Source organism: Salinicola lusitanus, assembly GCF_003206045.1.
Taxonomy (GTDB): Bacteria; Pseudomonadota; Gammaproteobacteria; order Pseudomonadales; family Halomonadaceae; genus Salinicola; species Salinicola lusitanus.
The window spans coordinates 160,370-180,024 of the sequence record NZ_PZJM01000003.1 but is presented as its reverse complement, the minus strand read 5'-3'; the positions used below and the strand labels follow the sequence as shown (position 1 = coordinate 180,024).

At 67.2% G+C, this 19,655-nt stretch carries 15 protein-coding genes; 5 read left to right on the top strand and 10 right to left on the bottom strand.

The window, feature by feature from the left end:
- Positions 1 to 14 precede the first annotated feature (14 nt).
- From DOM45_RS04595 to xylB, 3 genes are all read right to left on the bottom strand, one after another.
- The gene (locus DOM45_RS04595) at positions 15 to 1,331 is read right to left on the bottom strand and encodes an MFS transporter (RefSeq protein ID WP_167404617.1); all 1,317 of its coding nucleotides are present in this window, start codon (positions 1,329 to 1,331) and stop codon (positions 15 to 17) included.
- Positions 1,332 to 1,512: 181 nt separating this feature from the next.
- Positions 1,513 to 2,967, bottom strand: a complete 1,455-nt coding sequence (locus DOM45_RS04590) for a sugar porter family MFS transporter (protein WP_280951289.1) — start codon at positions 2,965 to 2,967, stop codon at positions 1,513 to 1,515.
- On the bottom strand, positions 2,967 to 3,701 hold the full coding sequence (gene xylB, locus DOM45_RS04585; protein WP_110598349.1) for a D-xylose 1-dehydrogenase: 735 nt from the start codon (positions 3,699 to 3,701) through the stop codon (positions 2,967 to 2,969). The genes DOM45_RS04590 and xylB overlap by 1 nt, the downstream gene beginning before the upstream one ends.
- Before the next feature lie 187 nt (positions 3,702 to 3,888).
- Between xylB and DOM45_RS04580 the strand changes: the two genes are divergently transcribed.
- A complete protein-coding gene (locus DOM45_RS04580) occupies positions 3,889 to 5,079 on the top strand; it encodes an ROK family transcriptional regulator (RefSeq protein WP_110598348.1) in 1,191 nt (396 codons plus the stop codon).
- Positions 5,080 to 5,085: 6 nt separating this feature from the next.
- On the opposite strand, the gene DOM45_RS04575 is transcribed toward DOM45_RS04580, so the two are convergent.
- The 3 genes from DOM45_RS04575 to DOM45_RS04565 form a co-directional block, all read right to left on the bottom strand.
- Positions 5,086 to 6,381: a CitMHS family transporter gene (locus tag DOM45_RS04575; protein WP_110598347.1), complete on the bottom strand. Its 1,296-nt coding sequence runs from the start codon at positions 6,379 to 6,381 to the stop codon at positions 5,086 to 5,088.
- Between the two features lie 336 nt (positions 6,382 to 6,717).
- A complete protein-coding gene (locus DOM45_RS04570; RefSeq protein ID WP_110598346.1) occupies positions 6,718 to 10,017 on the bottom strand; it encodes an AAA family ATPase in 3,300 nt (1,099 codons plus the stop codon).
- The gene (locus DOM45_RS04565) at positions 10,014 to 11,252 is read right to left on the bottom strand and encodes an exonuclease SbcCD subunit D C-terminal domain-containing protein (RefSeq protein ID WP_110598345.1); all 1,239 of its coding nucleotides are present in this window, start codon (positions 11,250 to 11,252) and stop codon (positions 10,014 to 10,016) included. The genes DOM45_RS04570 and DOM45_RS04565 overlap by 4 nt, the downstream gene beginning before the upstream one ends.
- A 193-nt stretch (positions 11,253 to 11,445) precedes the next feature.
- On the opposite strand from DOM45_RS04565, the gene nfi reads away from it, so the two are divergent.
- Positions 11,446 to 12,177, top strand: coding sequence for a deoxyribonuclease V (nfi, locus tag DOM45_RS04560; protein WP_110598344.1), 732 nt, complete (start codon positions 11,446 to 11,448; stop codon positions 12,175 to 12,177).
- 32 nt (positions 12,178 to 12,209) lie between these two features.
- Here the strand turns inward: nfi and DOM45_RS04555 are convergent, their stop codons facing one another.
- The 3 genes from DOM45_RS04555 to DOM45_RS04545 all read right to left on the bottom strand — a co-directional run bounded on the left by DOM45_RS04555 (position 12,210) and on the right by DOM45_RS04545 (position 16,152).
- Positions 12,210 to 13,586, bottom strand: coding sequence for a sugar porter family MFS transporter (locus tag DOM45_RS04555; protein ID WP_110598343.1), 1,377 nt, complete (start codon positions 13,584 to 13,586; stop codon positions 12,210 to 12,212).
- A complete protein-coding gene (locus tag DOM45_RS04550) occupies positions 13,583 to 14,941 on the bottom strand; it encodes a sulfatase family protein (RefSeq protein WP_110598342.1) in 1,359 nt (452 codons plus the stop codon). Before DOM45_RS04550 ends, DOM45_RS04555 begins: the two co-directional genes overlap by 4 nt.
- 215 nt (positions 14,942 to 15,156) lie before the next feature.
- A complete protein-coding gene (locus tag DOM45_RS04545; protein WP_162302599.1) occupies positions 15,157 to 16,152 on the bottom strand; it encodes a LacI family DNA-binding transcriptional regulator in 996 nt (331 codons plus the stop codon).
- A gap of 200 nt (positions 16,153 to 16,352) precedes the next feature.
- Between DOM45_RS04545 and DOM45_RS04540 the strand changes: the two genes are divergently transcribed.
- Positions 16,353 to 17,252 (top strand): formylglycine-generating enzyme family protein, encoded by a 900-nt coding sequence (locus DOM45_RS04540; RefSeq protein ID WP_205909394.1) that lies wholly within the window; start codon positions 16,353 to 16,355, stop codon positions 17,250 to 17,252.
- A 57-nt stretch (positions 17,253 to 17,309) separates the two neighbouring features.
- Here the strand turns inward: DOM45_RS04540 and DOM45_RS04535 are convergent, their stop codons facing one another.
- Complete coding sequence (locus tag DOM45_RS04535; protein WP_110598339.1) at positions 17,310 to 18,209, bottom strand: aldo/keto reductase; 900 nt, start codon at positions 18,207 to 18,209, stop codon at positions 17,310 to 17,312.
- 144 nt (positions 18,210 to 18,353) lie between these two features.
- On the opposite strand from DOM45_RS04535, the gene DOM45_RS04530 reads away from it, so the two are divergent.
- Both DOM45_RS04530 and tpx read left to right on the top strand, forming a co-directional pair.
- Positions 18,354 to 18,959 carry a DUF1415 domain-containing protein gene (locus tag DOM45_RS04530; RefSeq protein ID WP_240612289.1) on the top strand — a complete coding sequence of 202 codons (606 nt, stop codon included), beginning with the start codon at positions 18,354 to 18,356 and terminating at the stop codon, positions 18,957 to 18,959.
- 92 nt (positions 18,960 to 19,051) lie between these two features.
- Complete coding sequence (gene tpx / locus DOM45_RS04525; RefSeq protein WP_110598338.1) at positions 19,052 to 19,555, top strand: thiol peroxidase; 504 nt, start codon at positions 19,052 to 19,054, stop codon at positions 19,553 to 19,555.
- Positions 19,556 to 19,655: the final 100 nt, after the last annotated feature.

Genomic DNA, 19,655 nt, shown 5'->3' with positions numbered 1-19,655 from the left:
TGTCGCGACGGGTTTCAGCGTTTGGCGGCGAGGTCGGCGACGATGGCCGGATAGCGCTTGTCGAGGTCGTAGAACAGCATCAATACGATCATCAGCGCGCAAAGGCCCATCGGCAGATAGACGAACAGCGTCTGGATCGCCAACAGTGCGGTGTCGCTCTGCTCGCCGCCACCGCCGACATAGCCGCCGAAGGCCAGTATCCATCCCAGCAGTGCGGTACCCAGTCCGCTCCCGATCTTGATACCCATGCTGCCGCCGCTGTAGACCATGCCTTCGTTACGAATCCCGGTCTTCCACTCCCCGTACTCGATGGTGTCGCCCAGCAGCGCGAACATGCTGCCGTTGATCGGTGCCTTGCCGAGCCCGCGGATGACGGTGCCGGCGACGATCAGGTAGACGTTGCCGAGGTCGATCAGCATGACGCCGTAGCCGACCAGGGTGATCAGCTCGCCGACGATGATCGCGTTGCGCTTGCCGTAGCGTTTGGTGATCGGCGCCACGAATGCCATGCCTGCCAGGATGAAGACGATGTAGGCGGTCGTGATGACGCCTACCAGCCAGGTATCGTCGAGCAGGTACTGGGCGTAGTAGACGACCGCCCCGGAGTTGAGCGCGTTGAAGATATAGGTGATCAGGATGAACAGCGTGGCCAGCGCCCAGTAGCGATTCTTGCCCAGGGTACGCAGGCTCTGCTTCAGGGGAACCGGCGCCTGGCGTCGTTTCTCGTCGGCCGGCTGGACCCGCTCGCGGGTGCTCTTGAAGGTGAACAGGAACAGCCCTGTGCCGATGGCGCCGAAAATCGCGAAGGTGACGATCCATCCCGCCTGGCCGCCGCCGAACAGCGTGGCGACCGGCAGCGTCAGATTGCTGACCAGCAGCACGCCGATCAGCGCCAGGCTCATGCGAAAGACGTTGAGCAGCGAGCGCTGATACTGGTCCTGGGTGATCAGCGAGTTGAGCGTGCCGTAGGGTACGTTGAGGCCGGTATAGACCAGGCATACCAGGTTGTAGGTCACCGCGATGTAGACCGTCTGCCAGAACGGCGAGACATCGGGCACCGCGAACAGCAGCACCGCCGAGATCGCGAATGGCACCGCCAGCCACAGCAGCCAGGGCCTGGCCTTGCCGTGTCGCGAGGTGGTCTTGTCGATCACGTAGCCCATGGCGATGTCCGAGACACCGTCGAACACCCGCGAAAACAGCATGATCGAGCCGATGATACCGGCGGCGACGCCGATCACGTCGGTGTAGTAGTAGACGATGAAGATGCTCATCGCCTGCCAGATGAAATTGCTGGCCAGGTCCCCGCAGCCGTAGCCGATCCGCTCCATCAGCGGCACGGCGGCAGCAGGATCGTGAGCTGACCCTGGGGTTGTCTCTGTGTTGCTTGTCTCTGGGGCGCTTGTCGCCAGCGTGCTTGTCTCGCTCGTCATTGTCACCTCGCTACCTGCGATGGTCGTCGCGGCTCTCGACCGGGCCGCGACGACCATCCTCTTTGCGTGAGTTGTCGCCTTACTCGTAGGCCATCTCCTCGAGTTCCTTGCCGTTGGTTTCGCGGACGAAGCGGGCGACGAAGATGGCCGAGATCAACGCGCAGAGGGCGTAGAAGCCGTAGGCACCGGTCAGCCCGATCGACGCCAGCATGATCGGGAAGGTCATGGTGATGGCGAAGTTGGCGACCCACTGGAACAGACCGGCGATGGCCAGGCCCGAGCCGCGTACCTGGTTGGGGAACATCTCGCCGAGCATGACCCACATCACCGGGCCCCAGGAGACGTTGAAGAAGAAGACGTAGACGTTGGCGGCGATCAGCGCGAGCACGCCGTTGCCCGGGGAGAGCGCCAAGCTGCCATTGACCATGTCGGCAGTCGAGAAGGCGTAGACCAGCAGCGCCAGGGTGACCGTCATGCCCACGGAGCCGCCCCACAGCAGCGGCTTGCGTCCGATCCGGTCGATCAGGCCGATGGTGACCAGGCAGGCGGCGATGCTGACGGCCCCACTGATCACGTTGATCATCAGCGCATCGCTCTCGGAAAAACCGACCGCCTGCCACAGCACGGCGCCGTAGTAGAACACCACGTTGATCCCTACAAGCTGCTGGAACACCGCCAGGCCGATGCCGATCCAGACCAGTTTCAGCACCTTGCCGGTCTGCGGGTTGATCAGATCGGAGAGTCGCGGCTGGTGACGACTGGAGAGCGAGGCGCGGATATCGGCCAGACGCTTGTGGGTACCGGCTTCGTCGTAGACCAGGCGGAGGACCCGCTCGGCCTTGTCGTGGCGTCCGGCGCTGACCAGAAAGCGGGGGCTTTCCGGAATGAACATCAGCGCGATCAGGAAGATGCCCGCCGGGATCAGTTCCATCCAGAACATGCAGCGCCACGCCTCGAAGCCGAACCACAGCGGCGCGGTGGAGCTGCCGGCGACATTGGCCAGGATGTAGTTGTTGAGAAAAGAGAAGAACAGCCCGCCGATGATCGCCACCTGCTGGATGGTCGCCAGCCGGCCGCGCAGGTGGGACGGGGCGATCTCGCTGATATAGGCCGGCGACATCACGCTGGCGGCGCCCACCGCCAGGCCGCCCAGGACGCGATAGATCACGAACTCCAGCGAGCCCCCGGCGATACCCGAGCCCCAGGCGCTGATGATGAAGAAGACGGCGGATACCAGCAGCAGCGTGCGGCGGCCGAACCGGTCCGCCAGGCGGCCGGCGAAGAAAGCGCCGACGGCGCAGCCGAGCAGCATCGAGGCGACATTGAAGCCGGTGCCGACGCTCTGCGACTGGAAGGCCTGCTGGAGGCCGTCGACGGTACCGTTGATGACGCCGCTGTCGAAGCCGAACAGGAAGCCGCCGATGGCGGCGACGCAACAGGTGAGCAGAACCACGACAGGGCGTTGTGAAGCAACTTGAGTTGGCATTGTGAAGCTCCGTTGGTGTGTCGAGGAGGGTGCTGGAGGGCTCGCGATCAGAGCCAGCCGGCGTCGACCCAGTAGTTGTGCGCGGTGCAGGCGGCCGCGTCATCCGAGGCGAGGAACAGCACCATGGCGGCCACGTGATGGGGATGGATCCGCACCTTGAGCTTCTGCTCGGCGACGATCTGGGCTTCGTCCTCGGGGCCGTACCAGCGGGACTGACGCGGTGTCTTGACGTTGCCGGGGATCACGCAGTTGACGCGGATTCCGTCGCCGCCCAGCTCGCTCGCCAGGGCCCGGGTCATGCCCTCGATGCCGGCCTTGGCTGTTTCGTAGAGCAGCATGCCGGGCTGGCCCAGGTGCCAACTGATCGAGCCCAGGTTGACGATCACGCCCTGCCCACGGCGGCGCATGGCAGGAGCGACCTCGCGGGCGGCCAGCGCCAGGTGGCGCAGATTGACGTTCATGCGGTCGTCCCAGTACTCGGGCGTAACATCCTCGAGCCGATGGCGGTCGTCGTTGGCGGCGTTGTTGACCAGCACATCGATCTCGCCGATGCCGGCCAGCGTCGCGATCAACGCCTCGGCATCGGTGAGGTCGCAGCGATGGAAATGGACGCGTTCGCCCAGCTCGCTCGCCAGCGCCTCGGCGTCATCGAGGATATCGATGAAATGAACCTGGGCTTGCTGTGCGGCGAAGGCGCGTACCAGGCCCGCCCCGATGCCGGAACCGCCGCCGGTGACGACGACGCGCTTGCTGGCGAGACTGGGGTAGATGGCTGACGGCATGATGTCTCTCAGTGGTTAGTAAATGCTATTAACTAAGTGTTGCGGCAGCATGCGCGCTCGGCGGACCCGCTGCCATTGGTCATTGGTGTTAAGACTTAGGTCGTGACGAGAGGGGCACCTTCGGTGGGAGCCGACCGGCTTTGGTATAGTCGCGGCATCCACCGCCACCCGACGTTGCCACCAGCCAATGCACAATGCGTTCACGCCGCACACCTCCGGCGACCTCAACTACCTCAAGAGCCTCAACCGCAGCACGATCCTGAGCACCGTGCGCCGCAGCCCCGGGTTGTCGCGGGCGGATATCGCGCTGCGAACCGGCTTGACCAAGGCCACGGTGGGCAGCGTGGTACAGGCGCTGGTCGAGCGGGGGTGGCTGCGCGAGGGGGAGCTCCACTCGCGTGGCGGTGGGCGGCCGGGGCGGGCGCTCTACCTGGATGGCGAGCGCCACTACATGCTGGGGGCGGAGGTCGGGGTGAAGGGGCTGCGGCTGGTCGCGTGCAATCTGCTTGGGGTCGTCCTGGCGAGCATTCACCAGGAGGAGCCGCCCACCGACCCTGCCACGACCGCGAAGCGGCTGGCGGCGCTGCTGGTACAACTGCGCCAGGCGCCCGGCATCGCGGACCGTCGCTGCCTCGGGCTAGGGGTCGCGGTGCCGGGCCCAGTCTCGCCCAAGGCGCCGATTCTCAGCCTGGCGCCGAATCTGGGCTGGGTGGATATCGACTTCCTGGCGCTGCTGCGCGAGCAACCGGATCTGCCGGATGGGGTATGGCTGCTGGACAACGAGGCCAATGCCGCCGCCTTCGGCGAGTTCTATTTCTTCGAGGGCGTGCCCCCTGAGTCGATCGCCTACATCAGCGCCGGCAGCGGCATCGGCTGCGGCGTGGTCAGCGGCGAGCACTTCCCGCTGGTGCCGCGGGGCCACCAGGGGCTGGTCGGGGAGATCGGGCATACCGTGATACAGCCGGGAGGCGCGCTCTGCCACTGCGGCAATCACGGTTGTGCGGAGACGCTGGTCAGTGGGTGGGCGCTACGCGAGGCGTTGCACGTCGACATCGACGCCAGTCTCAGCCACGCGGTTCTGACCCGGGCCGAGGATGGCGAGGTCCAGGCCGTGATGAAGCGAGCCGGCGAAGCGCTGGGGCTGCTGATGCTCAACCTGCACCATACCCTCAATCCGTCGATGCTGATTCTGGGAGGGTCGCTGATGAAACTGGGCGAGAGCCTGACCGGGCCGGCGCTGGCCTACTTCGGGACTCACCAGAACGATCTGCTCCGGCAGTCCCAGACGGTGCCCGTCAAGGTGATCGGCGACAGCACCTACGTGGCCGCCAGAGGCGCCGCCGCCCAGGTCATGGCCCGGGCGGCGATCGAGGTCTGAGCCGGGTCAGAGCAGCCCGATCAGGTAGGCGAAGGCCAGCATCACCAGGCTGAAGAGCCACAGCAGGAAGAAGGAGTAGCGGATATGGCGGCCCATCTCCGCGCCGGCCAGGCCGAGCGCCAGCCACATGGCGGGGGAGAACGGGCTGATCATCTTGCCGACGTTGTTGCCGATCGTCATGGCGTAGACCACGCTGTCGGCGGCGACGCCCTGGGTCGACGCGACCTGCTCGACCACCGGCAGCAGGGCGAAGTAGTAGGCATCGGTGCTGGTCAGCATGTCCAGCGGTACGCCGAAGACACCGATCACCAGATGCAGATAGGGCACCATGGCGTGGGGCAGCACATGGGCCAGGTCGGTGGCGATCGACTCGAGCATGCCGGTACCCGAGAGGATCCCCAGAAAGGCGCCAGCGGCACTGATGATCGACGCCATCAGCAGGGCGCCGGGCGCGTGCGCCTTGATGCGCTCCATCTGCGCTTTGGGCTTGGGGTAGTTGGCCAGCAGCACGATACCGAGGGCCAGCATGAACATGTAGGCGGGCGGCATGATGCCGGAGGCGAGTACGCCGATGGTGGCGACGGCGATGGCCAGGTTGAGCCAGAAGCGGGGCGGCAGCGCCTTGCCGTTGTGGGCATCGGCCACGGCGTGTTCCGGCGAGGCCTGATCGGCCTGGGCGGGCAACCGCTTGATCCGACCCTGTTCGCGCAGGCCGAGGAGCGCGGCGAAGATCATCAGGATGACGAAGCCGGCGATCTGCACCGGCAGCAGGTCACGCCACAGCTCGGTGGGGCTGATGCCAGTGACGGCGGCGGCGCGGCCGATCGGGCCCGCCCAGGGGACGAGGTTCATGATGCCGATGCTCGCCGAGACGATCAGCAGCAGCAGGTAAGGGCTCATGCGCAGGCGCTGGTAGAGCGGCAGCAGTGCGGGGATGGAGATCAGAAAGGTGGAGGCGCCGGAGCCATCGAGATGGGCAATGGTGCCGATCACGCCGGTACCCATGGCGACGGCGATCACGTTGCCGCGGGTGAACGCCACCACGCGGTTGATCAAGGGGTCGAACAGGCCGACATCCTGCAGCACGCCGAAGAAGAGGATGGCGAAGATGAACATCACCGCCACATTGGCGACGTCCTGCAGTCCCGACTCGAAGAAACCGGCAATGTCGGCCGGCCCGAAGCCGGCGATCAGCGCGCCGATCAACGGCACCATCGACAGCGCAATGATCGGCGTGACGCGCTCTGTAAGCAGTAGCGCCACAATGGCAATGATGATGCCAAGGCCAATGATCGTGAGCAAGAATCACCTCCGCGAAATGGCATGCCTCACCGGAAATGGTGCGGCATGAAATGACGATGCGGCGGGATGGTAGGCAGAGCCTTTTCTTTGAGGCAACTCTTACAAAAATGTAAAAATTACTGATTTGTAAGGGTTTTGTGGTTCTCTTATGAAGCCGGTGCGACGAGAATCATCGGCAATCGTCGTTGTAATTCCTGAGAAATTCAGCGCTGGGTGGTCTCTTCGAGATGCCATGAACCTTTCCGATCGGAAAGGTTCATGGCTTTCGTTTGTCATCGATTTATAGACCAAAGTCTAACCGCGTGGTGGCCGGTCGTGTCGCCCGAGAAACGGCGTTCATGCGCGCCGGATCACGAGTTGACTGGCACCGTTGCCCCTGGGTTCCACTCGAATCTGCAGCGGGATCCGCTCGTGCATCTCCTGCACGTGGGAGATCACGCCGACCCGGCGGCCCTGGGCCTGCAGGCCATCGAGGGCATCCATCGCCAGCGCCAGCGACGCCGGGTCGAGGCTGCCGAAGCCCTCGTCGATGAACAGCGACTCGATCGCCAGCTGGTGCGAGGCCATCGAGGCCAGCCCCAGCGCCAGTGCCAGCGACACCAGGAAGGTCTCGCCGCCGGAGAGCGAGTGCACCGAGCGCCGCTCGTCGGCCATGTCGCCATCGATCACCAGAATGCCCAGCTCGCTGCCGCCGCGTTCCAGGCGGTAGCGCGGCGTCAGTGCGCGCAGGTGCTGGTTGGCGTGGGTCAACAGGTGGTCGAGATTGTAGGCCTGGGCGATGCGCCGGAAGCGCTTGCCGTCGGCGCTGCCGATCAGGCCGTTGATCCGCTCCCAGCGCTGCACCTCCTGCGCCGCCGCTTCGCGCTGGCGCGCCCCCTCCTGCTGTACCTGGCGCCGGCGGTCATCCTCGGCGAGCTGCTGCTGGGCGGCGTCGCGGCGCTGCTGCTGGGCCTGCCATTCGCTCTCCAGCGCCTGCAGGCGCTCGCGCTGGGCGGCGTGGCGCGCGCTCAGCGCATCTTCGTGCTCGGTGTCGAGCAGCCGCGCCTCGGGAGTCTCTGGTAGTAGCAGACGGCGCTGCTCGATCAGGGCGCGGCGGCGCTCCTCGACCGCGACCCGGGCCGCGTCGCGCTCGCGCTCGCGCCGTTCGCAGGCCTCGCGCAGCTGGCGATGCGCGGCCTCGGTATAGCCCAGCAGGGTCTCCAGTCGCGCCTCGTCGAGCTCGGGCTGGGTGCGTCGCCACGCCTGCCAGGCGTGATCTAGCTCGGCATGGGTTGTCTGTTCCTCCTGCTGGCGCTGGGCCAGATCGGCGATCTGCTGGGTCAGCCGCGTGTGGGTATTCTCCAGGGTCTGCCACTGCGCCTGGCGCGCTTCCCACTGCTGCTGCGCCTGCTGGCGCTGATCTTCCAGTGCAGCCTGCCAGGCCCCGGCCGAGGCGTGCTCGCCCAGCGCCGCGCCGAGTGCCTGATGCGTACGCGTCAGCGCCTGCTCCAGCTCCGGCAGGGCGGCGGCGAGGCTTTCCAGGCGCGTCTGGTCGAGGGCCTGGCGTGTCTCCCGCTTGCCCAGTTCCAGGGCCAGGCTCTGGTGCTGACGTTCGAGCGGGTCCAGGGTGCGCTCGATGGTATCGAGCCGCTGCAGCCGCTCGCTGGCCTGCTGGCGCTCACTCAGCGTCTGCTCGCGCTGGTGCTGCAGCCACTCGCCGGGTTGCTTGGCGATGCTCAGCTCGGCGCTCAGCGGGTGGTCGGCCAGGGCACTGGCGGCGGCCTCGCGGGCCGGCGCCAGCGCTTGCTGGCGCTGCTCGGCAGCCAGCAGCGTCTGACGGCAGCTGCGCCACTCGACGCTCAGCTCTTGATGCTGCTCGCGGGCGGCCGCCACGCGCTGGGTCTCCTGGTCGAGCTGTTGGCGCTCCTGGGCTTCGATGCTGGCGACCAGCGCTTCCCCCGGATGTGCCGGCGGCGTCTCGCGGTAGGGGTGGTCGGTGGCGCCACACACCGGGCACGGCGTCTCTTCGCGTAGCTGCTGGCGTAGCCGCGCGACTTCGTCGCTGCGCGCGGCGCGGGCGCTCTCGATCTGTTCGCCGATCTGGGCCTGGCGCTGCTCGGCGGCGGTGAGATCGCGCTTGGCCTGCTGGCCCGCCTGTTCGAGCTGGGTCAGCCGCTCGCGGCTCTCGGTGAGCTGCTGCTCCAGCGTCGCCTGCTCATGATCCAGACGTTCGCGTTCTCGCCACGCTTGGGTCAGACCGTCCAGGGCGTCTAGCCGCGCCTGGGCCTTGTCTCGCGCCTGATTGAGGGCGGCGCGCAGATCGGCGGCGGTGGTCTCCGCGGTGGCCGTCTCCAGCAGCGTGGTCAGATGCTGGCGCTGGGCCTCGATCTGCTGCGCCTGCTCGGCCATCTGCTGCTGCAGCTGCGTCTGCTGCTGTGCGCTTTCGGCCGCGGCGGCGGTGAGTTGCGTCTGCTCCGCGCGCTGCTGGTCGCACTGCTGCTGGAGCCGCGCGCGCTCGCTCTCGAGCTCGCGCGCCTGGGCCAGCTCGGGCTGGGCGTCGCGCAGCGCCGCGGCGGTGCGCTCGCGGGCGGCGTTGGCGGTTTCCAGCTCGGGTGCGAGAGTCCGGCGTTCGCCATCGCAGCGGTCGAGCGCGGTGCGCGCTTCGCCTAGCTGCTGCTCACGCCGGGCAAGGGTCTCGGCCAGACTGCGGCGCTGGCGGGCACGCTCGCGCCAGGGAGCAATGGCGTCGAGCTGGGCGAGGGTGTGGCGCTCGGCCTGAGTGGCGGTGATCGCCGCTTCGGCCGCCTGCAGGGCGGTCTCGGCCTGCTGCCAGTCGGCGCTCAGCCGGGCCTGGCGTTCGAGCTCGGTGCCCTCGGCCTGCAGCCGCTCGCGCCGGGTCTGCAGCGCTGCCAGCGCCTGCTGCTGCGCTGCGGCCTCGCGCTCCAGTTCGGCGCGGTCCTCGGTGTCCGCCGGCAGGGCGTCGGCGAGGCGTGCCTCGATCGCCTCCAGCGCGCCTCTGGCCGTGCGCGTGCGCTGGAAGGCGGCGCGCGAGATGGCGGAGTAGTGCTGGGTATCGGTGAGCCGCTCCAGCAGTTCGCTGCGGGCGTTGTCGTCGGCCTTGAGAAAGGCGGCGAACTCGCTCTGGGCGAGCAGCACGGCGCGGGTGAACTGGTCGAAGTTGAGTCCCAGGCGCTCCGGCAGCAGGCGGTCGAATTCGCGCTTCTGTGCCGTCAGCAGCTGGTTGGCGTCGAGATCGGTGAGCGACTGCTCGACCTTCTGCAGGCTGCCGTCGAGCTTATCGCGGGCCCGGCGCACGCCCCAGCGGGCGCGGTAGCGGCGGCCGTCGCGGCCGACGAAATCGACCTCGGCGAAGCCGCTGGCGCAGCCGCGGCGCAGCAGGGTACGGGCATCGGCGGTGGTCAGGGTATCGCGGCCCACGTCGGCGATCTGGGAGTCGCGCACCGGCGCCTGGCGCAGTCGCGGCGTGCTGCCATAGAGCGCCAGGCAGAGCGCATCGAGCAGGGTGCTCTTGCCGGCGCCGGTGGGGCCGGTGATGGCGTAGAGCCCCTGGTCGGCGAGCGGGGCGGTGGTGAAATCGAGCTCGTGGCGTCCGGCCAGCGAGGCCAGGTTCTCCAGCCGGATGGCGAGTATCTTCATGTGTCGGGCTCCGCGTCCTGTACCTCCTGCACCAGGGTGGCGAAATCCCGCGCCACCGCTTCCGGCGGTGTCTCGCCATACTCGGCCTGCCAGCGGCGGGCGAAGATCTCCTGGGGGGTGAGGCTGTCGAGATCGACCGCGCCGCTGCCCGCGGTGTCGCCCCCGGCGTTGGGGTAGTGGCTGTGAATGCGCAGCAGCCGCAGCGGCTTGTCGGCGATCGCCGCCTCGATCCGGGCGCGCAGATCGGGCTGCGGCGTCTCGAGCGCCACGCGCACCTCCAGCCACGGCCAGCGCTCCCGCGGCAGCGCCTCCCCGGTGGTGGGTTCGGGCTGCCACGCCGACAGCTCGGCCTCGACCGCCTCGACGCTGCCCGGGCCGATGCGTTCCAGCGCCACGTGGCGGGGTATCGGCAGGCTCTCGACGGTGTCGAGTTCGGCCCCGTTCAGGCTCACTTCGAGCACCTGGTGCGGGTAGTGGCTCTCGCTGAAATCCAGCGGCAGCGGCGAACCGCTGTAGCGGATGCGTGGCTCGCCCACCTGCTGTGGCCGGTGGAGATGACCCAGCGCCACATAGGCGATCGAGGGCGGAAAGAGCGCGGCGGAGATCGCCTCCTCGCCGCCGATCACGATCGGCCGTTCGCTCGCCTCGGAGACGGCCGCGCCCTGCAGATGGGCGTGGCTCATTGCCACCAGCGCCTGGCCCGGTTCGCGGCGGGCCTCGGCGGCTGCGACCAGCTCGCGGTGCACGCGGGCGATGCCGTCGCGGTAGTCGTCGATATCGCCGCCGGTGACCTCGGCCGGGCGCAGGAAGGGCAGCGCCAGGCACCAGGCGCGAATCTTCCCGCTGGTGTCGGGCAGCGGCACCAGCAGGTGCTCGCTGTCGAGCCTGCCATCCTCGAGCCAGTGCACCCGCCCCAGGGCATGGGTCTTGAGCCGCTTCATCAGCGGCGCCGGCAGTTCGATGCGCGAACCGCTGTCGTGGTTGCCGGCGATCATCACGGTCTCCAGCGCCGGCAGGGCGGCGTGGGCGGCGACGATGAAGTCGTAGAGCAGTTCCTGGGCCCGCAGCGAGGGGTTGACCACATCGAAGATGTCACCGGCGATCAGCAGCGCATCGGGCTGGCGCTCGACGAGCGTCGCCAGCAGCCAGTCGAGAAAGGCGCGCTGTTCGACATGGCGCTCCTGGCCATGGAAGGACTGGCCCAGGTGCCAGTCGGCGGTGTGGAAGAATTTCACGATGTGGCGCCTTGTGACGTCTGAGAGAGTGAAGCGGAAAAAGCGACGCCAAGTGTAACGCGACGATCGCCTCGGAGAAGATCGGCAGCGGAAAAGAACGACCATGGGAGGATCGAAGGTGCGCTGCATTGGAGAGACGTGGACGCCATGACTAGGCTTCTGGACGTCGACAGCACGGGAGGGCAAGACGGCGATGGCACTACATGACTGGAATCTGACGCCGGAGGCGGCGATCGCCCTGCAGAAGCGGCTGGCACCGAGCGTCAGGCGCGAGGATACGCTGGGCGAGGTGGGCCTGATCGCCGGCATGGATATCGGCTTCGAAGATGGCGGGGAGACCACCCGCGCGGCGCTGGTGCTGCTGGAGTGGCCGTCGCTCACGCTGGTGGAGCAGGTGGTGCATCGCGAGCCGACGCGCATGCCCTATGTGCCGGGGCTGCTGTCGTTTCGCGAGATACCGGCGGCGCTGGGAGCGTTCGAGCAGTTGTCGCAGCGCCCGGATCTGATCATGGTCGACGGCCAGGGCATCGCCCATCCGCGCCGTCTGGGCATCGCCTCGCACCTGGGGCTGTGGCTCGATCTGCCGACCATCGGCGTGGGCAAGAGCCGGCTGTGCGGCCAGTTCGGCGAGGTGCCGTCGGCCAAGGGGGAGTGGGCGCCGCTGACCGACCGGCGGCGCGAAGAGGATCCGAGCGACGTCAGTGTCGATGCGCGCGGCCGGGTCACCATCGGCGCGGTGCTGCGCTCGCGGGAGGGGGTGAAGCCGCTGTTCGTGTCGCCGGGGCACCGGCTCTCTCTGCCCACCGCGGTCGACTGGGTGGTGCGCTGCCTGGGTCGGACCAAGCTGCCGGAGCCGACCCGGCTGGCGGATCGGCTGGCATCGAGGAAGGGCGAGGTGGCGGTCAGCGGGCAGCTATCGCTGTGAGTCGAGGGGCCGGCCCTGCACCGGCCCCGGCATCACGCCTTCTCCTGTATCTCCTCCAGGCTCCGACCGCTGCCGGTTTCCGGCAGATAGAAAGTGACGAACAGCCACGCCAGGACGCCGACGCCGGCAAACAGGAAGAAACTCAGCGAGGCGCTGTAATCCAGCAGGGAGGGGAAGGCCTGCCCCACGACGAAATTGGCCAGCCAGTTGAGCACCAGAATCAGTCCGGCCGCCGTGCCGCGAATCGACGAGGGGAAAAGCTCCGAAATCACCACCCGCACGCAGACCCCCCAGGAGAGCGCAAAGGCCGCGAAGAAGAGCATCATGCCCAGCAGGTTGATCCAGGCACCCGTCATGGACGGTGCCGGCTGCAGCGCGGCATAGAGCCCCAGCAGCCCCATGGTGCAGAGCATGACGAGGGCGCCCATGCCCATCAGGCGCTTGCGCGAGAAGCGGTCCATGATCAGCACGCCGATGATCGTGAATACCAGATTGACCACGCCAATGCCGAGGTTGGCGGTCACCGCGGCGGCGTCGCCGAAACCGGCGCGGGAGAGCGTCGTCGGGGCGTAGTAGATGATCGAATTGACGCCGATGAACTGAACCAGAATCGCCACGGCGGCGGCGGCCAGCGAGGCCGAACGTAGCCTGGGCGCCAGCATCTGCTTGATCACCGAACTCTTGGCGGGGCCGTTGATGGTGCCGGCACGATGGGCTCTGACCAGCTCATCGAGTTCGGTATCGACCTCGTGTGACGCCCGACCCAGCATCGTGAGCGCCCGGCGCGCCGCCTCGAGGCGGTCGCGCATGACCAGCCAGCGTGGCGTTTCGGGCATGAAGGCCAGCCCGATGAGCAGGGCAATGGCCGGGATGGCGGAGAGACCGATCATCCAGCGCCAGGCATGGAAGGGCTGCAGGGCGTAGCCCACCAGATAGGCCAGCAGGATGCCCGAGACTACCATCAGCTGGCCCATGGCACCGACTCGCCCGCGCAGGTGGGTCGGTGCCACCTCCACCAGGTAGACCGAGACCACCACTGCCGAGGCGCCCACGCCCAGCCCCATGATCATGCGCGCCGCGATCAGCGACTCGACGTTGGGGGCGAGCGCGGCGACCACGCCGCTGAGGGCAAAAATCACGCCAGTGAGTATCAGCGCCGGCTTGCGCCCGAGACGGTCGGACAACCAGCCCGCCACGCCGACCCCGAGGGTGGCACCGAACAGAATGGAGCTGACCACCAGCCCCCGGGTGATCGTATCCAGGGCGAAGTCCTGTTCGATCGAGAGCAGTGCCACGCCGATGATGCCCAGGTCGTAGCCAAAGAGCAGTTCGGCCAGCGCCCCCAGGCCGAAGATCACGAGGGGAGAGCGTGCCCCGGCGGTGCCGGGCAGTGTCGTCGAGTCGCTCATGAGGAGGCTCCCGAGGCGGGTGGCTTGGCGCTCGCGGCGAGCGGCGGCAGGGCGTCCAGGGTGCGCGTACGGCGTGCGGGGGGCGCTATCGGGCCCTCGAGCAGCGGGTCCCGGGTATCGTTCATCCACGCCTCCAGGGCCTTCGAAAGCCGGGCCTGTACCTCTGCATAGGCGGGCTGATCGAACACATTGTTGAGCTCGTAGGGATCGCTGCGACGGTCGTACAGCTCGATCATGTCGCGCGCTTCCAGGTGGGCATCACCCATCCCCTGGCGGGTCGAGCTGTGCTCCAGATCCAGCGACAGCGCCAGCTTCGGCCCCGGGGTGAAGTTGCGGATCAGGGCGAAGTCCCGGGTGCGTACGGCGCGCTTGGGGTCGTAATTGTCGTGATAGGTCTTCTCGGTGAAGATCATCCGCTCCTCTGCGGCCGTGGTGTCGCCGGCCACGAGCAGGGGCAGCAGCGAGCGCCCTTCCAGTGACGGATTGGCCGGGCCGCCGGCCACCTCGAGCAGGGTAGGCAGGATGTCGACATGGCTGGCGATGCTGTCGACCCGGGCCGGCGCCTCGCCCCAGGCGCCAGGCGTGCGCACCAGCAGACTGACCCCGGTGCCGGCGTCATACAGGGTGCTCTTGGCGCGTGGGAATGCCGTGCCGTGATCGGTGGTGAAGATGATCAGGGTATTGGCGGGATCGAGGCTCGCGTCCAGCGCTTCGAACAGCCGCCCCATGGCCTGGTCCAGCTGCTGGATCGAACCGTGGAATGCCGCGATATCCTGGCGTGTCTCGGGCGTGTCCGGCAAGAAGGCCGGCACCTCGACCGTGGCAGGGTCTGCCGGGGTGTAATCGGTTTCCGGCCACGGGCGATGCACCTCCCACACGCCGATCGCCGCAAACAGTGGGGCACGCGCCTCGCGCGGTGGCTGGGCGGAGAGCCAGCTTCTGGCCGCGTCCACGACCTGGTGGGCACGGGGGAGAAAACCGGCCCCTGCGACCTCGTCGTACCCCAGCACATCCGGATCGACGTGCTCGTGCTGCAGCCCGATGAGGGTGGAGCGATAGCCCTGCGCGCGCAGGTGCTCCGGCGCCGTCAGGACATTTTCGCGATACCGCCAGGCATCGTGCGCCAGGCCTTGGATGCCGTTGCGGTGCGGTGACAGGCCGGTGAAGAGCGCGCCCCGAGCCGGCGAGCAGAGCGGGGCGGCCGCGTGGGCGTTGTCGAACACCGTCGCATGCTGCGCGAAGCGCGCTAGACAAGGGCTCGGTACGGAGGACAGGCCGTAACAGGAGAGCCAGCGGCCCAGGTCGTGGCAGTGAATCAGAACGATGTCCGGGCGTGTGCCGTCAGGCGCTGTCATGAGACGCTCCAATCAGTGGTTGGTAGATCGATCTACCTGGCACGCTATGGAGTCATGGGGGATCTCGCAATTAGACCTTTGTCTGGCGTCTCGTGGTCAACGTGGCGGCCGCAGTAAGTTCGCTCGCACCTTCACGATCTGGCCGGTTATCGCAGAGTGACAGCGGCAGACGATCGGCTGAGCCTGGGAGTCAGTCCTTCGTCTGGCGTGTCGTTCTAAACGTGGCAACCGCAGGACGCTCGCACCACCAGCACCGGGTCGAGACGCTGCTCCTGCGGTATCTCCTGCTTGTCGAGCAGCGCCAGGATGCGCCGGGCAGCCAGCGCTCCCATCTCCTCGGGGCCGACCGTGACGGTGGTCAGCGGTGGGTCATAGAGAGCGGACTCTTCCAGGCCGTCGAAGCCGATGATGGGCCAGGGGATATGGCCGTATCGCTGACGACAGGCCGCAATCAGGGCGAAGGCGATGATGTCGCTGTGGCAGATCACGCCATCGGTGGAGATATCGCTATCCAGCCAGCGTTCGGCCAGCTGCAGGCCGCCCTGGACACTGGCATGCCCCGTCATGCTGGCCACCAGGTGTCCGCCAGCCGCCTCGATGGCCTGTTCGACGCCCTGCATCCTTTCCGAGCGCACCGAGGCGCCTTCCGGACCCCCCAGATAGACCAGGCGGCGACAGTCGTGGACCTGACTCAGGTGTTCGGCGGCGAGCGCGCCACCGCGCGTGTCGTTCTGCCCGATCCAGGCGGTGTCGGCATGTGGCCGACGCGTGAGTGCCAGGTTGGGCCAGTAGCCGTTCGGCAACCGCGCCGCGTCCTCGCAACGATCCGCCGACGTCGGTACATGCACGAGCGCATCGACCGGCATCTCGCGCATCGACCGAATCAGGGAGCGCTCGCGTTCGGGGCTGTCGAAGGTATTGGCGAGCATGGTCAGATAGCCCGCCTCGGCCAGGGTCTGCTCGAAATGTACCGCCATGGCGGCGTGAAAGGGGTTGGAGAGCTGCGTGACCAGCAGGCCGACGACGCCGCTGCGCTGTTCGCGCAGGGCCGCCGCGCCACGGTGATAGACATAGCCCAGGTTCTGCATGACCTGCTGGACATGGGCCCGGGTCTCGGCGCTGATACGCCCCTCACCGCGAACCACCAGCGACGCTGTGGCACGCGAGACGCCGGCGTGGGCGGCGACTTGGCTCAAGGTCACTCGTTTCATGTCCCTGCCTTCCATGGAGTGTGAATGGGTGTCTCGGCGCTTGACGCCATCGCCGCGTCGATGTGCAGTGGCGGATTTCCTGACGCCATTGTACGGTCGTGGCGTACCCTGTGTACCGCTGCAAGCCTATCTGCCTGGAAACCATCATGACCTCGAGGCCTTCTTCACCCTGCTGCGCAGCCTCGCGCCCGCAGGGGACCATGGAACGCACGGCAACCGCTGTCGTGCCGCGTCGATCCGCTGCCGACACGCGCGGCATGTGCTCCCTGCCGGGGGGGCGATTTCTGATGGGTACCGATGAGGCGGACGGCTTCCCGCAGGATGGCGAGGGGCCCATAAGGGAGGTCGGCCTCGCGCCGTTTTTGATCGACGCCTGTGCTGTCAGCAACGACGCCTTCGCCGAGTTCGTGCGGGTCACGGGCTATCTTACGGATGCGGAGCACTTCGGCTGGTCGTTCGTGTTCGAGGGCTTGGTCGCCCAGCCCGATCCCGAGCAGGTGGTGGGCAGCGTGCCGGGCACCCCCTGGTGGCTGGCGATCAGGGACGCCTGCTGGCATCGGCCCGAGGGGCAGGGGAGTTCACTGGCGGGGCGGGGCGACCATCCGGTGGTCCACGTCTCGCACAATGACGCCCTGGCGTACTGCCGCTGGGCCGGCAAGCGCCTGCCGAGCGAGGCCGAGTGGGAGTTCATGGCGCGAGGCGGCCTGTACCAGCAGCGCTACCCCTGGGGGAATGAGCTGACGCCCGGCGGGCAGCACCGCTGCAATATCTGGCAGGGCGAGTTCCCGACATGCAATACCGGTGCAGATGGCTTCATGGGCACCTGTCCGGTCGATGCGTTTGCGCCCAACGGCTACGGTATCTTCAACGCCAGCGGCAACGTCTGGGAGTGGTGCGCCGACTGGTTTGGCGTCGATCACCCCACGCCCGTGCCGGCCGACCCTGTCGGGCCGGCAAGTGGCCAGAGCCGGGTCATGCGCGGCGGCTCCTATCTGTGTCATGCCTCCTACTGCAACCGCTACAGGGTGGCGGCGCGTACCCGCAACACGCCGGACTCCTCCTCGGGCAATATCGGCTTTCGCTGCGCGCTCTCCCTTTGATCGGCGGCGTCCGGCCTGCCAGTGGCGGCACCTGGCGCATGCGTCCTCGGCGCGCGGCTAGACGATATCCAGCGATACCGGCTCCCGGGGCGCCGGGAAGGCGTCATCGAGCCGGGTGAGATCGTCGTCGTCGAGGGCGATGTTCAAGGCGTCCGCATTGGCGTCGACGTGGGCCAGGGTCGACGCCTTGGGAATGGCGACGACGGATCTTGGCCCCTCGCGGTGGCCGCCGACGGGGCGAATGGTCCAGGCCAGCAGGATCTGGGCGGCGCTGGCGCCATGCTTGTCGGCGATCTCGTTGACCACCGTGGAGGAGAGCAGCTTGGCGCGCAGTCGGCCGCCCTGGGCAAGCGGACAGTAGGCCATGACCGGGATATGGTGATCCTGCATCCAGGGAATCACGTCGACCTCGATGCCGCGGGAACCGAGGTGATAGAGCACCTGATTGGTCGCGCAGTCGCCGGCGGCCGGCAGGGCTTCCATGGCCCTAAGATTGCCGGCATCGAAGTTGGAAACGCCGAACCGGCGAATCTTGCCCTGATCGCGCAGCCGCTCGAACGCCTCGAAGGTCTCTTCCAGGGGAATGCTGCCGGGCCAGTGCAGCAGGTAGAGATCGAGCGATTCGATCCCCAGCCGCTCGAGGCTGCCTTCGCAGGCGGCGATGGCGCTGTCCCGGCCGGCGTTCCAAGGGTAGACCTTGGAGACCACGAAGGCGTCGTCGCGCCGATCGCGTATCGCCTCGCCGACGACCTCTTCGGCACCGCCGTCGCCATACATCTCGGCCGTATCGATCAGCGTCAGGCCCAGGTCCAGGCCGTGGCGCAGCGCCGCCACCTCCTGCTGGCGCGGCACCCGATTCTCGCCCATGTACCAGGTTCCCTGGCCGATCGCCGGCAAGGCGACCGATGGGGCGTTCCGGCATTCGGGCAATTCGATCCGTGGTGTCTGCCGTGGCATGGAAAACTCCCTGTCGGTTGAGGCACTACTGTTATGCTGGTCGCCACTCGCGAGTTTCGCAAACCCCTTTGTCGACAACCGTGTAACGTTGCTCGACTGATGTGACCCCTCCGTTGGTTTCCTGTTAACGCCTTCGCGGTGAGGGTGAACGTCTCGCGGCTATCGTCCACCGGTCTCAGGAGAATCGCCATCGAACCCTCTGCGCTCAATCGGACCCGGGCCTGGGTCGAATCCTTCGTCGTGGCCCACGATATCTGTCCTTTCGCTGGGCGCGAGATGCGCCGGGGTGCCATTCACTACGCCTTGGCCGAGGCCAGCGACCTGGAAGGGCTGCTCCACGAGCTGGTGGCCGAATGCCGGCGTCTCGATGCGGACGCCGATATTGCCACCACGCTGCTGATCGCCCCTATGGGCATGGATGACTTCGACGACTATCTGGACTGGCTCGAGCTGGCCGAGCGGCTGCTGGAAGATCAGGGCTATGTCGGCATCTATCAGTTGGCCAGTTTCCACCCGGACTATGTGTTCGAGGGCGTCGAGGCGACCGATCCCGCCAACGCCACCAACCGTTCCCCCTTGCCGATGCTGCACATCCTGCGGGAGGCCGAGCTCGAGCGGGCGATCGCGCACCATGCCGACCCCGAAGGTATTCCCGAGCGCAACATGGCGCTGTTGCGCGAACCCGGCTCGGCGGCGCTGGCGAGATCCCGAGAGTTGCTGGACCGATCGTCCGGCGAGCCCGGCGAATAGGCTATGCTGATCGGTGGGGCCGATGTCGTCCGATATCGCGCTCACGGTTTTCCATCGTTCCGTCTTTGAATCGTTCCTTTCGGAGAGACATCATGCAGAGCGTGACGCGAGGCGGCGTGGCCGTCGAGGTTGGCGGTGACTTCCCCACCGTTGGCGACAGAGCCCCCGACTTTACCCTGACCAATGCCGAGCTCGAGGAGGTGTCGCTGGGGGACTTCTCCGGCCGATCCAAGGTGCTCAACATCATTCCCAGCGTCGATACCAAGACCTGCGCAATGTCCACGCGCAAGTTCAACGAGTACGCCAGCGGGCTCGACAACACCGTGGTGCTGGTGGTGTCGGCGGACCTGCCGTTTGCGCAGAGCCGATTCTGCGGCGCCGAGGGCCTGGATCGCGTCGTCACGCTCTCCAGCTTCCGCCATCCCGAGTTCCGTGAAAGCTACGGTGTCGCGCTGCAGAGTGGGGCCATGGCCGGACTGTGCGCCCGCGCGGTGATCGTGCTGGACGAGCAGGACAGGGTCGTACACGCCGAACTGGTCAGCGAGATCAAGAACGAGCCCGACTACGATGCAGCGCTGGCGGCGCTGAAGGGGTGAAGGGTGAGACGGCGGGGATGACCTTCGAGCAATGTGGTCTACACTGATCGTCGCCCATCCACTGTGATGGTCGATTGCATCGAAACGTCACATCAAACCA